Annotated in this window: 15 protein-coding genes; 10 read left to right on the forward strand and 5 right to left on the reverse strand. The window is 70.2% G+C overall.

What is annotated here, in order from left to right:
* The first annotated feature begins 22 nt into the window (after nucleotides 1-22).
* Nucleotides 23-547 carry a MarR family winged helix-turn-helix transcriptional regulator gene (locus ITJ57_RS02175; protein WP_194668641.1) on the forward strand — a complete coding sequence of 175 codons (525 nt, stop codon included), beginning with the start codon at nucleotides 23-25 and terminating at the stop codon, nucleotides 545-547.
* 255 nt (nucleotides 548-802) lie between these two features.
* Here the strand turns inward: ITJ57_RS02175 and ITJ57_RS02180 are convergent, their stop codons facing one another.
* Both ITJ57_RS02180 and ITJ57_RS02185 read right to left on the reverse strand, forming a co-directional pair.
* On the reverse strand, nucleotides 803-1,120 hold the full coding sequence (locus ITJ57_RS02180; protein WP_194668642.1) for a hypothetical protein: 318 nt from the start codon (nucleotides 1,118-1,120) through the stop codon (nucleotides 803-805).
* A 97-nt stretch (nucleotides 1,121-1,217) separates the two neighbouring features.
* Nucleotides 1,218-1,532, reverse strand: coding sequence for a helix-turn-helix transcriptional regulator (locus ITJ57_RS02185; RefSeq protein ID WP_194668643.1), 315 nt, complete (start codon nucleotides 1,530-1,532; stop codon nucleotides 1,218-1,220).
* An 82-nt stretch (nucleotides 1,533-1,614) separates the two neighbouring features.
* On the opposite strand from ITJ57_RS02185, the gene ITJ57_RS02190 reads away from it, so the two are divergent.
* Complete coding sequence (locus ITJ57_RS02190; protein WP_370582141.1) at nucleotides 1,615-2,850, forward strand: MFS transporter; 1,236 nt, start codon at nucleotides 1,615-1,617, stop codon at nucleotides 2,848-2,850.
* Between the two features lie 5 nt (nucleotides 2,851-2,855).
* On the opposite strand, the gene ITJ57_RS02195 is transcribed toward ITJ57_RS02190, so the two are convergent.
* The gene (locus ITJ57_RS02195) at nucleotides 2,856-3,347 is read right to left on the reverse strand and encodes an Lrp/AsnC family transcriptional regulator (protein ID WP_194668644.1); all 492 of its coding nucleotides are present in this window, start codon (nucleotides 3,345-3,347) and stop codon (nucleotides 2,856-2,858) included.
* A 92-nt stretch (nucleotides 3,348-3,439) separates the two neighbouring features.
* Between ITJ57_RS02195 and ITJ57_RS02200 the strand changes: the two genes are divergently transcribed.
* A complete protein-coding gene (locus ITJ57_RS02200; protein ID WP_194668645.1) occupies nucleotides 3,440-4,090 on the forward strand; it encodes a YitT family protein in 651 nt (216 codons plus the stop codon).
* Between the two features lie 76 nt (nucleotides 4,091-4,166).
* Here the strand turns inward: ITJ57_RS02200 and ITJ57_RS02205 are convergent, their stop codons facing one another.
* Nucleotides 4,167-5,393: a pyridoxal phosphate-dependent aminotransferase gene (locus ITJ57_RS02205; protein ID WP_194668646.1), complete on the reverse strand. Its 1,227-nt coding sequence runs from the start codon at nucleotides 5,391-5,393 to the stop codon at nucleotides 4,167-4,169.
* Nucleotides 5,394-5,646: 253 nt separating this feature from the next.
* Here ITJ57_RS02205 and ITJ57_RS02210 point away from each other — a divergent pair, with 253 nt between their 5' ends.
* The 4 genes from ITJ57_RS02210 to ITJ57_RS02225 all read left to right on the forward strand — a co-directional run bounded on the left by ITJ57_RS02210 (nucleotide 5,647) and on the right by ITJ57_RS02225 (nucleotide 11,496).
* A complete protein-coding gene (locus ITJ57_RS02210) occupies nucleotides 5,647-6,633 on the forward strand; it encodes a 3-oxoacyl-ACP synthase III (RefSeq protein ID WP_255515293.1) in 987 nt (328 codons plus the stop codon).
* On the forward strand, nucleotides 6,627-9,296 hold the full coding sequence (locus ITJ57_RS02215; protein ID WP_370582142.1) for an alpha/beta fold hydrolase: 2,670 nt from the start codon (nucleotides 6,627-6,629) through the stop codon (nucleotides 9,294-9,296). Before ITJ57_RS02210 ends, ITJ57_RS02215 begins: the two co-directional genes overlap by 7 nt.
* Nucleotides 9,293-10,261 carry an NAD-dependent epimerase/dehydratase family protein gene (locus ITJ57_RS02220; RefSeq protein WP_194668648.1) on the forward strand — a complete coding sequence of 323 codons (969 nt, stop codon included), beginning with the start codon at nucleotides 9,293-9,295 and terminating at the stop codon, nucleotides 10,259-10,261. The genes ITJ57_RS02215 and ITJ57_RS02220 overlap by 4 nt, the downstream gene beginning before the upstream one ends.
* A gap of 104 nt (nucleotides 10,262-10,365) precedes the next feature.
* Nucleotides 10,366-11,496, forward strand: a complete 1,131-nt coding sequence (locus ITJ57_RS02225; protein ID WP_194668649.1) for an epoxide hydrolase family protein — start codon at nucleotides 10,366-10,368, stop codon at nucleotides 11,494-11,496.
* 20 nt (nucleotides 11,497-11,516) lie between these two features.
* Here the strand turns inward: ITJ57_RS02225 and ITJ57_RS02230 are convergent, their stop codons facing one another.
* Nucleotides 11,517-11,963 carry a MarR family winged helix-turn-helix transcriptional regulator gene (locus ITJ57_RS02230; protein ID WP_194668650.1) on the reverse strand — a complete coding sequence of 149 codons (447 nt, stop codon included), beginning with the start codon at nucleotides 11,961-11,963 and terminating at the stop codon, nucleotides 11,517-11,519.
* 78 nt (nucleotides 11,964-12,041) lie between these two features.
* Between ITJ57_RS02230 and ITJ57_RS02235 the strand changes: the two genes are divergently transcribed.
* The 3 genes from ITJ57_RS02235 (at nucleotide 12,042) to ITJ57_RS02245 (ending at nucleotide 14,202) form a co-directional block, all read left to right on the forward strand.
* Nucleotides 12,042-12,410, forward strand: a complete 369-nt coding sequence (locus ITJ57_RS02235; RefSeq protein WP_194668651.1) for a VOC family protein — start codon at nucleotides 12,042-12,044, stop codon at nucleotides 12,408-12,410.
* Nucleotides 12,411-12,466: 56 nt separating this feature from the next.
* On the forward strand, nucleotides 12,467-13,000 hold the full coding sequence (locus tag ITJ57_RS02240; RefSeq protein ID WP_194668652.1) for a hypothetical protein: 534 nt from the start codon (nucleotides 12,467-12,469) through the stop codon (nucleotides 12,998-13,000).
* Nucleotides 13,001-13,155: 155 nt separating this feature from the next.
* Nucleotides 13,156-14,202 (forward strand): NAD(P)-dependent alcohol dehydrogenase, encoded by a 1,047-nt coding sequence (locus ITJ57_RS02245; protein WP_194668653.1) that lies wholly within the window; start codon nucleotides 13,156-13,158, stop codon nucleotides 14,200-14,202.
* The last annotated feature ends 139 nt before the right edge of the window (nucleotides 14,203-14,341 follow it).

Consider the following 14,341-nt stretch of genomic DNA (forward strand, 5'->3'; position numbering starts at 1 on the left):
AGAACGACTACTGTTGGATTTCATGAGCGCCCAAGCCGTCGCAGCACAGCACTACTGGTACGACCAGGACGAGCACGAGCGCGGACGCCGCATGCTCGAAGCCATGCGTCTGTACCGCGCTGCAGAGGCCGCCATGCGTCGCCGGACCCGCGACGAGATGCACATGGGCGAGAACGACCTGCTGGCCCTGCGCTTCATGCTGCGCGCCAAGCAGGAGCAGCGCCTCGTCAGCCCGACGGATCTCGGTGCCTACCTCGGCATCAAGACGTCATCGGTCACCGTCATGCTCGATCGCTTGGAGGCGGCGGGCCACGTGGTCCGACGGCCGAGCGAGACAGACCGTCGTCGCGTGACCGTCTCGACCACCGATTTCGCCGACGCCGAGGTCCGCAAGACGCTCAGTCACATGCACCACCGCATGATGGAGGCGACCACCGGGATCGAGCCCGAGATCGCGGCCGGCATCGTGGACTTCCTCGACCGCATGCGCGAGGCCGTCGACTCGATCGACCGGTCGCCGGAGGATGTCGACGAAGCGCAGCACTGACCGTCGCCCCGACTGGCCGCCGCATCGGTGGTGAGATGTACGAGGCGGGCCGCACGGTCTGATCCGTGCGACCCGCCTCCGAATGTCTTCGACGATTTCGACTGCGCGCTGCGGGCCCTCCAGGCACCGCTCGAGCCGACTCTCAGAAGTCCCCGACCTTCGATGGTCTCGATGGTAATCGAGCGCCTGTCGGGCAGCTGACGCTTGAACCGCCCGAGCCGCTGTGCTACTCGCAGCCGTGTCCTTCCGGCCGACTCAGTGGTCGCCGGAGTTCTCCGGGTACTCGCCCTCGGGCATCAGCTCGAGACCTGCCGGCGTGTAGGTGCGGTCGAGCATGGCCTGCAGCCACGCGCGGTTGAGGGCGACCGGCCGGGAACCCGTGAACCGGAACACGATGGGCACGCCCGTCTCGATCCAGATCGCGTACCGGCCGGAGCCGTGAGCCGGGTCGATCGTCCAGGACAGCAGGAACGCCTCACCCTTTCGGAGCTTCGAGACGACGACCATCTGCACATGGGCGAGCGTCCGATCCTCGAGCTCCAGTGCTTCGTTCCCGTAGCGCAGCGTTCCCATGTTCCCCCTCGGAGTCGTCGTGTGAGCGGGTCTCCCCGCCCGTCAATTCTGACAGTTCCCCCAGAGTGAGGTGGGCGCCTTCTTCAGTCGGATCCGATCAGTCCGCGTCGAGGACGGCGTCCAGGAGGCCTGGGAACCGCGTGTCGAGATCGTCGCGCCGCAGGGTGAGGGTCCGACGGCGGCCGTTGGGTTCGTTCCGGATGATGCCGGCCTCGCGCAGCACCTTCATGAGGTGGGACTTGGTCGACTTCGGGATCGTCGGGTCGAGTGCGGTGCAGTTCGCCGCGTCCATGGGGCCGTCGCGGAGCTGGCGCACCATCTCGAGTCGATCAGGGTCGCTCAGGGCGAAGAGGACGGCCGGCAACTCGATCGCTTCGCGGTCGGGGTGCACGAGGTCGGCGGCTGCTGGCATGGTTCGATAATAGTTGAACAATCGTCGCTGAGCGCGTATCGTCCAACCGTTCGACTTTTTTGGAACCGAAGGAAAGCGCCCCGTGCACACGACGACCCCGTCACCCCCGACCCGACCCGTGCCCACCTCTGTCGCCGGCGCGCCCGCGCTGCCCCGCCGCCGCTTCGGCTTCGTGCTCGCGGGGCTCGGTAGCACGCTCATGCTCGCCGGTGCCAGTGCGCCGTCGCCGTTCTACCCGGAGCTCCAGGAGCGGCTGGGTATCGGCCCGATCGGCGTCACCATCGCGTTCTCGGTCTACGCCCTCGCGCTCCTCATCGCCCTGCTGACGATCGGTTCCCTCTCCGACCACATCGGCCGCCGCCCGGTCATCACCGTCGGGTTCATCGTCCTCGCTGGGAGCATGCTGCTCCTCTGGCACGTCGACTCCGGCTCGCTGCTCTACCTCGCCCGCATCCTGCAGGGGCTGGCGAGCGGGGCGCTCCTGTCCACCCTGTCGGCGACCATCATCGACCTCGCGCCGCCCGGCCGCCCGCGAGCAGCGACGCTGTTGAACGCCATCGCGCCCATGATCGGCCTCGCCGCCGGCACCATCCTCGCGGGCATCCTCCTGCAGACGGTCGCCGACGCGTCGAGCTGGACCTTCCTGCCGCTGGCGGTCGCCTACCTGCTCATCGCCGGGCTCATCCGGCTCGTCCCGGAGACCTCGGCCCTCGCTCCCGGGTGGGCCCGGGCGATCCGGCCTCGTGCCGCCGTGCCCGCCGAGGCCAGACGGCTCTTCATCGTCAGCATCCCGATCGTCCTCGGCGGCTGGGCGACCGGCGGGCTCTTCCTCTCGCTCGGGCCGAGCATCATGCACACCGAACTCGGGGTGGACGGCCAGCTCGGAGGTGCGCTCCTCATCGGCCTCCTGCCGGCCACCGGTGCCGTCGCCGCCGCGGTCCTGCACCGGCGCCGACCGGTCGTCGCAGCCGTCTACGGTGCCACCGCGCTCGCCGTGGGCACGATCGTCCTGCTCGTCGCCCTCGTCCTCGGCTCGCTCCCGATCGCGGTGGTCGCCGTCGTGATCGCCGGCACCGGCTTCGGGACCGCGTTCATGGGCACGATCGCCTCACTCGTCCCGCTCGCGCCGGCCGACGAACGGGCCGAGCTGTTCGCGGCGCTCTACATCGTCGCCTACCTGTCCTTCGGGGTCCCGGCCGTCATCGCGGGGCTCCTCGCATCGGCGATCGGGCTCCACGCCACGGTGCTCGGCTACGGGACGGTCGTCGCGATCGCCGCGGGCACGGCCGCCGTGGTGCGCGCCCGATCGGCGCGCTGACGACTTCAGCGCGCTGACGGTTCCTCGACCAGGCGGGCGAGGAGGCTCGACGGGCGGTAGGGGATCACCTCGATGAGGGACACCTTCGTGTTCGTCCGCACGACCCCCGGTGCGGCGAGCAGCACGCCGGCGATCCGGTGCAGGTCCTCAGTGTCGTGCGCGACCACCTTCGCGAAGAGATCGGCGTCACCGGTGGTCGCGTGCACCTCCACGATCTCCGGGATCGACTCGAGCGCCGCATAGGCCTCGGTCGCGAGGTCCTGCCGGATGGAGATCTCGATGAAGGCGGTGAGTGGGTAGCCGAGCGCCGACAGACGTACCCGACGGCTGGGCGCGGCGAGTGCACCGCTCGTCTCCAGCCGCCGCAGGCGGGCGTGGACGGTGTTCCTCGCCACACCGAGTGCGCGCGACAGGGCGAGGGCGGTCATCGTCGGGTCGGTGTCCAGCTGGTTCAGGATGCGGGCGTCGAGCTGGTCGACGGTCGCGGCATGAAGCATGATGCTCACCCTCCTGGTGTGTGGTTGAGCAGGAAGCCCACTGCACTCTACCCGTGTTGCGCAGGACGTCGGGCTGTCGCATCGTTGGCGGAATGACCACTCCGCAGCCGAGCGCGCCGCCCGCCGCTCAGCAGACGCCAGCACCGTCTCCCGTCCGACACGGTGTGGTGGAGGACATCCTCGGGTTGCTCGTCGGGGTGACGGTCGTGTCCTTCGGGCTGTTCATCCTCAAGGCCGGGTCGGCGGTCACGGGTGGGACGGCGGGGCTCTCGTTGCTCGTCAGCTACCTCGCGCCCGTGCCGTTCCCGGTGCTGTTCATCGCGATCAACCTGCCGTTCTTCCTGCTCGCGATCCGCGGCAAGGGGTGGGTCTTCACGCTGCGGAGCGGTGGCGCGATCGTGCTCGTCTCGGTGCTGTCCGGCGTGCACCCGTTGTTCCTGCCGGTCGCGCACCTCGACCCGTTCTACGCGGCCGTCGTCGGCAACGTGCTCTGCGGTGTCGGCATCCTCATCCTGTTCCGGCATCGCGCGAGCCTCGGCGGGTTCAACATCGTCGCGCTCATCCTGCAGGACCGCTTCGGCCTCCGTGCCGGCTATGTCCTCATGGCCGTGGACACCGTCGTCGTGCTCGTCTCGCTCGTCGCGGTCCCGCCGCTCAACGTGCTCGTCTCCGCGCTCGGCGCGGTGCTCCTCAACCTGATCCTCGCGCTCAACCACCGGCCGGGTCGGTACCTCGGCGTCTAGCGCAGGAGATACGCCCGGCAGCAGGACGCTCTGCTCGACACCGTCCTGCCACCGCGCTGATGTCCTGCTGTCGCGCCTACTGCTTGTAGGAGGAGAGGAAGTTGCCGAGGCGCTCGATCGCATCGGTGAGGACGCGCTCCTCCGGGAGGGTGACGACGCGCAGGTGGTCGGGGTCCGGCCAGTTGAACCCGGTGCCCTGCACGAGCAGGATGTGCTCCGCCACCAGCAGGTCGTGGACGAGTTGCGCGTCGTCGTGGATCTCGTGGACCTCGGGATCGAGGCGCGGGAACGCGTACAGCGCGCCCATCGGCTTGGTGCAGGAGACGCCGGGGATCGAGTTGAGGCCGGCCCAGGTGGCGTCGCGCTGCTCGAGGAGGCGACCGCTCGGCGCGATCAGGGCGTCGATCGACTGCACCCCGGAGAGTGCCGCCTGCACCGCATGCTGCGCGGGCACGTTCGGGCAGAGGCGCGTGGACGCCAAGAGGGTGATGCCCTCGAGGAAACCGCTCGCGTGGTCGCGCGGCCCGGTGATGACGAGCCAGCCCGAACGGTACCCGGCGACCCGGTACGTCTTCGACAGACCGTTGAAGGTGAGGCAGAGCAGATCCGGAGCGACCGTCGCCATCGGGATGTGGACGGCGTCCTCGTACAGGATGCGGTCGTAGATCTCGTCGGCGAGCAGCAGCAGTCCGTGCTCGCGCGCGATCCCGGCGATCTGTTCGAGCACCTCGCGGGAGTACACCGCGCCCGTGGGGTTGTTCGGGTTGATGATGACGATCGCCTTGGTGTTCGGCGTGATCTTGGAACGGATGTCCTCGATGTCCGGCGCCCAGTCGGCTTCCTCGTCACAGCGGTAGTGCACCGGGGTGCCACCCGCGAGGCTCGTCATCGCCGTCCACAGCGGGTAGTCGGGTGCCGGGATGAGGACCTCGTCGCCGTCGTCGAGGAGCGCCTGCATCGTCATCGTGATGAGCTCGGAGACGCCGTTGCCGAGGAACACCCATTCGGGGTCGACCCGGGGGAAGCCTTCCATCTCCTCGTAGCGGTAGGTGACGGCCTGCCGGGCGGAGAGGATGCCGCGGCTGTCGCTGTACCCGTGGGAGTGGGGGAGCGCCGCGATCATGTCGCGGACGATCTGGTGCGGTGCCTCGAAGTCGAAGATGGCGGGGTTGCCCGTGTTGAGCTTGAGGATGCGGTGCCCGTCGGCCTCCAGTCGCACGGCCTCGACGAGGGCCTTCCCCCGGATCTCATAGAGGACGCTTTTCAGCTTGGAGGACTGGTCGAGGGTGCGGCGGGTGGTCATCCCCACAGGCTACTGCGGCGGGTCGAGCGGGCGGCAGTGCCGATTGCGGGATCGCGGCTCCTCCGCCGCATCGACCCCGTGTCCGCGCCTCGATGCGCTGCTTCGCTGAGCCCCCGCTGTCAACGCCGGGGACACGATTCGTCCACGTTCAGGGTAGAGGAGTACCGTCAGACGCTGGTGGTCAAGACTGCCTGGTCAGAGGCACGGAGGAATCGTGACCGGAAACGCAACTACCCGATTCGACAATGTGGCCATGTTGTCGGTGGCGAGCACGCTGCCGTCCGCAGTGGTGACCTCGGTGGAGATCGAAGAGGGCCTCGCCGCCGCGATGAAACGCGCGCGGCTCCCGAAGGGCATCCTGCGACGCGTCGCCGGCGTCGTCGAGCGACGACACTGGGGACCCGGTGAGAACTCGGACGACGCCACGGTGTCCGCCGGTCGCCGCGCGCTCGCCGAGGCCGGTGTGTCGCCGTCGCAGATCGGGCTCATGATCAACACCTCGGTCACGAGGCAGCACCTCGAACCGTCCGTCGCCGTGCGCATCCACGACGGCCTCGGGCTCCCGAGCTCCGCCATCAACTTCGACATCGCCAACGCCTGCCTCGGGTTCGTCACCGGCATGACGATGGCCGCCGCGATGATCCAGTCCGGACAGATCGAGTACGCCCTCATCGTCAACGGTGAGGACGCGAGCGAGGTCCACGCGAACACGATCGAACGGCTGAGCGGCAGCACGATCGACCGCGACGACTTCATGAGCGAGTTCGCCTCCCTCACGCTCGGCTCAGGGGCGGCAGCCGCCGTCATCGGCCCGGCCGACCGCCACCCGGAGGGTCACCGCATCCTCGGCGGCGTCACCCGCGCCGCGACCGAGTTCAACCACCTGTGCGTCGGCAGCGTCGACGGCATGTTCACCGACGCACGCGCCCTCCTCAAGGGTGGCCTCGACCTCGTCGTGTCGGCGTGGAAGGAAGCAGCCGGCGACGAGTGGCGCTGGTCGAAAATGGACCGCTACATCACCCACCAGGTGTCGTCCATCCACACCGACTCCATGGTGAAGGCCGCGTCGCTCGACCGCAGCCGCGTGCCCGTCACCTACCCCTACCTCGGCAACGTCGGCCCCGCGTCGATCCCGATCACGCTCGCCGACCAGCAATCGACCCTCACCAAGGGCGACCGCGTCCTGCTCATGGGCGTCGGCTCGGGGTTGAACACCGGCCTCATGGAACTCGCGTGGTAGCGGGCACCGTCGCCGCGAACATCGGGCTCCGCACCACGGGCGTCCGCGCCGCAGGGCTCCCCGGACTCCCCGCCCGGTACTCGCAGCGCATCGACGTCCCCGGCCGGCTCGCGGACGAGGGCAACACGCGCAACTGGCACTACCTCGACACCGCCGAGGCGCTCACCGAAGCCGGAGTCGAACCCGTCGGTACCGTGCTCGCCGTCCACGGCAACCCGACCTGGTCGTACCTGTGGCGCTCGCTCGTCACGCAGTCCGTGGAGCAGGCCCGCGAGGGCGGTACCGCTTGGCGCGTCGTCGCCGTCGACCAGATCGAGATGGGCTGGTCGGAGCGCACCGAGCTCACGCGGACCCTGGAACAGCGGATCGCCGACCTCGCCGCCTTCACCGAGACGCTCGGGCTCACCGGCCCCGTCGTCACCCTCGGCCACGACTGGGGCGGCGTGATCTCGCTCGGGTGGGCCACCGAGCACCCCGACGTCCTCATCGGATCGATGCTCCTCAACACGGCCGTGCACCACCCGGACGGCACGCCCATCCCCGCACCGCTGCGGCTCGCCGGAGCCCGGGGCATGCTCGGTGCCGGCTCGGTCCAGACCACCGCGTTCCTCGACACCACCCTGGCGCTCGCCGCCCCGCCGCTCGCGAGCGAAGTCCGCGACGCCTATCGCAGCCCGTACTCGGCTCCCGCTCGGCGCCGCGGGATCGGCGCGTTCGTCGCCGACATCCCGGCGACGCCCGAGCACGTCAGCTTCCCCCGGTTGGAGCGGCTCGCGGCCGACGTCGCGGAGCTCCGCGTCCCGGCCCTCATGCTGTGGGGCCCGCGCGACCCGATCTTCAGCGACCGGTACCTCGACGACCTCGCCGACCGCCTGCCCCATGCGCAGGTGCACCGCTTCGCCGGCGCCGGGCACCTCGTCATCGAGGACGCCCCGGTCGCCGAGTCACTGCTGTCCTGGCTCGACGAGCACCTCCCGCAGGGTCGGGCGACCACGGCCGTCACCGCTGACGCTCCGGCGGCCGACGCCGACTTCGAACCGCTCTGGCGACGCCTCGACGAGCGCCGTGCGGACGACGCCGACGCCATCGTCGAACAGCGGGGCTCAGGCTCCACCCGTCGCGTCAGCTGGCGCCAGCTCGACGACCGCGTGACCCGCCTCGCCGCCGGCCTCCACCGCATCGGTGTCCGCCGCGGCGACCGCGTGTCGTTGCTCGTGACGCCGGGGGCCACGCTCACCGCGGTCATCTACGCGTGCCTGCGCATCGGCGCGGTCGTGGTCGTCGCGGACGCGGGGCTCGGTGTCCGTGGGCTGTCGCAGGCCGTCCGTGGCGCGTGGCCGGCCTATGTCATCGGCGAGACGAAGGGCCTCGCCGCCGCGCGTGCGCTCGGCTGGCCCGGGGTCAAGATCTCCGCCGCACGACTCCCCGGCGCGACCGCGGCCGCCCTCGGCGTCTCGCACAGCCTCAAGGACCTCCTCGACGAGAGCGCGGCCCCTGCGCTCCCGTCGGAGCCCGGTCCGGAGGACCTCGCCGCGATCCTGTACACCTCGGGTTCGACCGGCCCGGCGAAGGGGGTCCGGTACTCGCACGCGCAGCTGTCCTCCCTCAGGGACGTCCTGTCCGCCCACTTCGGGATCACCGCCGAGTCCGGCCTCGTCACCGGCTTCGCACCGTTCGCGCTCCTCGGCCCGGCACTCGGTGCCCGCTCCTCCACGCCGGAGATGGACATCTCGGCCCCGCGCACGCTCACGGCCCGCGCGGTCGCCGCCGCCGTGGCCGAGGCGGACGCCGACATCGTGTTCCTCTCACCGGCCGCCATCCTCAACGTCGTGGCGACGGCCGGCGAGCTCGACGACGCCGATCGTCGGGCCCTGCAGGGCGTCCGCACGGTGCTCTCGACGGGTGCACCGGTGAGCCGTCAGTTGCTCACCGCGCTCGTCGGGGTGCTCCCGAACGCGTCGGCGCACGCCGTCTACGGCATGACCGAGTGCCTGTTGGTCTCCGACATCACGCTCGACACGATGCCCGGCGACGACTCCGAGCACACGGGCGTGTGCGTCGGGACGCCGATCGGCGGCGTCGACGTGCGTATCAGCCCGCTCGACGCGGCAGGCCGGGCCACTGGCGAGCTGACGCAGGACGCCGACTGCCTCGGTGAGGTCATCATCTCGGCGGCGCACCTCAAGTCGCAGTACGACCGCCTCTGGCTGACCGACCGCGCCGCCGTGCGCGACGTCACCGAGGACGGCCGGTGGCACCGCACGGGCGACGTCGGGCATCTCGACACCGACGGACGCCTCTGGATCGAGGGTCGCCTGCCGCACGTCATCACCACGCAGGACGGCCCGGTCGCGCCGGTCGGACCGGAGCAGGCGATCGAGACGGTGCCGCTCGTGCGTCGTGCCGCGGTCGTCGGTGTCGGCCCGGACGGCCTCCGGCAGTGCGTCGCGATCGTGGAGACCACCCCCGGCTCGAAGCGGGTCCGGCTCGCCGACGCTGCGCTCGCCGCTGCGGTGCGGGCGGCTTCGCCGCAGCCGCTCGTCGCCGTCTTCGTGGTGCCGGAGCTGCCGACGGACATCCGACACAACTCGAAGATCGACCGCACGAGGCTCTCCGAGTGGGCCGACCGCGTCCTGGCCGGCGAACGGCTGAGCGCGCCGTGACCGTCCTCGTCACCGGTGCGAGCGGCATGCTCGGCCGCGAGGTCGCCCTGGAGCTGCTTCGCGCGGGTCACCGGGTCCGGGTGTTGCAGCGTGGTCCGGCAGGGCTCGACGGCGTCGAGGAGGTCCGCGGGTCGATCACCGATGCGGCCGCGGTCGGTCGGGCGATGCAGGGTGTCGACGCCGTCGTCCACCTGGCAGCCAAGGTCTCGTTGGCCGGTGACCCGGCCGAGTTCGAACAGGTGAACGTCGGCGGGACCGAAGTCGTCCTCGACGCCGCGGAGACGGCCGGGGTGTCGCGGTTCGTCCACATCTCCTCGCCGTCCGTCGCCCACGGCGGTTCGGCACTCGTGGGCGTCGGCGCGGAACCGGCCGACCCCGGGGCTGCGCGTGGTGAGTACGCGCGGACGAAGGCGCAGGGGGAGTTGCTCGCCCTCGAGCGGGATCGTCGCGGCTTCGCGGTCGTCGTCGTGCGGCCGCACCTCGTCTGGGGTCCCGGCGATCCGCAGCTCGTGGAGCGCATCGTCGACCGTGCGCGTCGCGGACGGCTGCCGCTGCTCGACGACGGGACCGCCCTCATCGACAGCACCTACATCGTGAACGCGGCGTCGGCCATCGTGGCGGCGCACGAGCATGCCGAGACGGCGCATGGGCGGGCGTTCGTCGTGACGAACGGGGAGCCGCGGCCGGTCGGCGAGTTGCTCGCGGGCATCTGCCGTGCCGCCGGCGTGAAACCGCCGTCCTTCAGCGTCCCGGCGGGCATCGCTCGGGCTGCCGGTGGCCTGGTCGAGCGCCTCTGGAGCATCCGTCCGGGTGCGGACGAGCCGCCGATGACACGGTTCCTCGCGGAGCAGCTCTCGACCGCGCACTGGTTCGACCAGCGCGACACCCGCGAGGCCCTCCACTGGACGCCGGCGGTCTCGATCGACGAGGGCCTCGAGCGCCTGGCGGACCACTACCGGGCCTGACGCCTGACGCCGGACGCCGGGCGTGGGTAAAGGCGCGTTGCCGCGCCGCGCCGTTTGCCAGTTCGTGCCTCACCCTGTCGGAGGCGTGCTCTAGGTTCGAGCGCATGCGTTCGTTCCGGATCCAGGTGCCCGATGCCGACCTCGACGAGCTGCGTCGGCGACTCGAGGGAGCCCGCCTGCCGGGGGTGATCGGCGACGCCGCCGATGAAAGCGCGCTGTCGCTCGATCGACTCCGGACGCTCGTCGACCACTGGCGCGACGGCTTCGACTGGCGGCGGGTGGAGCGAGATCTGGCGGCCGTCCCGCAGTTCGAAGCGGAGGTCGACGGCCAGCGACTCCACATGGCGCGGCTACCGGCGGCTGCAGGGGTCACGGAGACGGTCCCGGTCATCCTGTTCCACGGGTGGCCCTACTCGTTCGTCGAGATGCTGCCGCTCGCGACGGCGCTCGCCGGCCGGGCCGTCGACCTCGGCGGTGGCCGGATGCTCGGGTTCGAGGTGGTCGTCCCGTCGCTCCCGGGATACGGGTTCTCCGCGCCCCTCACCGCTGACCGCCCGTTCACCGGCCCGGTGGTCGCCGAGCTCATGCACGGGCTCATGACCGAGGTGCTCGGCCACGCGCGGTACCTCAGCTACGGCGAGGATGTCGGATCGACGACGAGCGACTGGCTCGCCGCGCTGCACCCGGAAGCGGTCATCGGGCAGTTCGCGACGCATGCCGCCTTCCCCGCGGCGTCCCGGGCGCAAGACCTTTCGGTGCCCGAGCAGGAGTGGCTCGACCGCCACGATCAGGAGTGGGCTCGCGGGCTCGCCTACGCGCGCGTCCAGGCGACCCGACCCGAGATCCTCGCCGCGGCGCTCAACGACTCACCCATCGGGCTCGCCGCCTGGATCGTCGAGAAGCTCCTCGCCTGGGCTGGTGACGGCGCGTGGTGGACGGACGACGAGCTGCTGACGACCGTCTCCTTGTACTGGTTCACGCAGAGTATCGGGTCCTCGTTCCGCCCCTACCGCGACCACCCGAAACAGCCGGAACTGCCACTGATCGAGGTGCCAGTCGCCGTCGCCGTGCAGACCGGAGAGCGTGGGCTCCCGCGCTCCTATGCGGCGCGGACCTACACCGACATCCGCAGTTGGACCGAGCTCGACGAGGGAGCCCACTTCACCGCCTGGCAGGTGCCGGTCGTGGTCGCCGACCGGATCGAGGCGTTCGCGACGAGCCTGCTCGCTCACTGACCTGGGGAAGCCGCTGGGTGTCAGGCTTCTGCGGCGCGGAGTGAGCGGATCATGCTGCGCAGGATGGTGAGCGCCGCCTGCTGCTCGTCCGGGGTCAGGCCGTTCAGCATCCGCACCTCGACCGATCGCACGGCAGCGGTCGCCTGCGCGAGGTGCGCGCGGCCGAGCGGGGTGAGTTGCGTGGGCAGGGCCTTCCCGACGGGCGCCTGTTCGGGGCGGCTGACGAAGCCGTCCCGTTCGAGCGCCTGCAGGAGGACGTTCATCGACTGCCTGGTCACGAAGGCACCGCGCGCGAGCTCCGAGTTCGACAGGCCGGGCCGCTGCGCGAGGAGTTCCAGGCACGAGTAGTGCGTGATCGTCATGCCGAGCGGTCGGAGGACCGCCTCCATCGCGGAGCGAAGCGCGCTCGACGCTTCCTTGAGGAGATACCCGAGCGAGGTGTCCAGTTCGATCCCGTCTTGACTCATGTCAGCATTCTGACATAGGCTGCGTGTGTCAGGCAACTGACACACCAGTCGCCGTAACCAGGAGAACAGGAACACACCATGCCCATCACCGGACCCGACTTCATCTCCCTCCAGGTCACCGACCTCGACGCCTCGCAGGCCTTCTACGAGCAGTACCTCGGCCTCGTCCGTTCGCAGGCCGGCCCGCCGCACGCGGTCGTCTTCGAGACCACGCCCACCGCCTTCGCCCTGCGCGACATCATCCCCGGAACCGACCTCGCCGTCATCGATCAGCCCGGTGTCGGGGCCGCGATCTGGTTCCACGCCACCGGTGTCCAGGAGATCCACGACGCCCTCGCCGCCGACGGCCACACGATCGTCTCGGCTCCGATCGACGGACCGTTCGGGCGCACCTTCACCTTCGCCGACCCCGACGGCTACCAGCTGACCCTCCACGACCGCGCCTGACCGCACCCCGCCAAAGCACTCGACCCGAGAGCCGCCTGACGCGTCAGAATGGACGGATGCGACGTTCGAGAGTGCACGTGATGGGGGCCAGTGGCAGTGGCGTGACGACGCTCGGGCGGGCGCTCGCCGACCACTGGTCGGTGCCGCACGCGGACGCCGACGACTACTTCTGGGTGCCGACCGACCCGCCCTACGTCACGAAGCGGGCGGATGCCGAACGGGTGCGGCTCATGCGGGAGATGTTCGTGCCGCGAGAGGCCTGGGTCCTGTCGGGCTCGATGCCCGGCTGGGGCGACGAGATCGTGGCCGAGTGCGACGCCGTGGTCTTCGTGGTGCTCGATCCGGCCGAGCGCCTGCGTCGGCTCGAGGCCCGCGAGGTCGAGCGGCGGGCGGGCGAGCGGTTCGACGAGGCGGCCTGGGAGACGTTCCGGGAGTGGGCGAGCGGCTACGACGACCCCGCGTTCGACGGACGCAGCCGGGCCTCGCACGAGGCGTGGCTGGCGACCCTGCCGCAGCCCGTCCTCCAGGTCGACAGCGCGATGTCGAGGTCCCAGCTCATCGAGGCGGTGCTGGCCTGGGATCCGAGCTGAGCGACGGTTCGTGAGGAGCCGGGCGTCGGCGTTGTCAACCGCGCGCCCACTTGCCGACGGGAGGCGCATGCTGGAACGGTCAGACTTATCTGACACACGTCGCTTAGTGAGCGACAGCGGCGTGCGGTTCCGACGCTCGAGGAGGATGTCCCACCATGAAGGCACTGCGGTACACGAAGATCGGCTCGGCCCCTGAGGTCGTCGAGATCGAGAAGCCGACGCCGGGGCCGGGTGAGATCCTCCTGAAGGTCACCGCCGCCGGCGTCTGCCACTCCGACGACTACGTCATGAGCCTGCCCGAGCAGGACTACCTCGACCAGCAATACCCGTTGCCGCTCACGCTCGGTCACGAGGGGGCGGGCGTCATCGAGGAGTTCGGGCCCGGCGTGGAGACGAGCCTGCAGTTGGGCGAGGCCGTCGCCGTCTACGGCCCGTGGGGCTGCGGGCACTGCCTGAACTGCTCTCAGGGCAAGGAGAACTACTGCACGAACGCGGCGGCGGAGGGCATCCGCCCTCCCGGGCTCGGCGCCCAGGGCTCGATGGCCGAGTACATGATCGTCGACGACGTCCGTCACCTCGTGCCGATCGGTGACCTCGACCCGGTGAAGAACGTGTCGCTCACCGACGCGGGCCTCACTCCGTACCACGCGATCAAGCGCAGCCTGCCGAAGCTCGGCGCCGGCACCTACGCGGTCGTCATCGGCTCAGGCGGCCTCGGGCACGTCGGCATCCAGATGCTGAAGGCGCTCTCCGGTGCCACCGTCATCGTGCTCGACGTCAACGACGAGAAGCTCGAGCTGGCGAAGCACGTCGGTGCCGATGTCACCCTCATCAGCGACGAGTCGGCGGCGGGGAAGATCCGCGAGCTGACCGGCGGTGTCGGGGTGGATGCCGTGTTCGACTTCGTCGGCGCGAACCCGACCATCGCGACGGCCACCGCGGTCGCCGCGACGGAGGCCGACGTGACGATCGTGGGTATCGGCGGCGGTTCGACCACTATCGGCTTCGGTTCGATCGCCTACGACGCGGCCGTCCGGATCCCGTACTGGGGTTCGCGCAGCGAGCTGATCGAGGTCTTCGAGCTCGCGAAGGCGGGCAAGGTCGACGTCGAGGTGCAGCGCTACTCCCTCGACGACGCCCCGAAGGCCTACGAGGACCTGCACGCCGGTACGATCCGCGGACGGGCGGTCATCGTCCCGTAGTGCTGTCCCCGAGGACCGGCGTGTGCTGCGGCACGCGCCGGTCCTTCATTGCAGGGTTCACACCCCGGAAACATTTTCGACACCCTATTGAAACTGCGCGCGCGCATACTTTCAATACAGTATCGAAATGAGTCGCAGC

The organism is Plantibacter sp. VKM Ac-2880 (assembly GCF_015351235.1).
Taxonomy (GTDB): domain Bacteria; phylum Actinomycetota; class Actinomycetes; order Actinomycetales; family Microbacteriaceae; genus Plantibacter.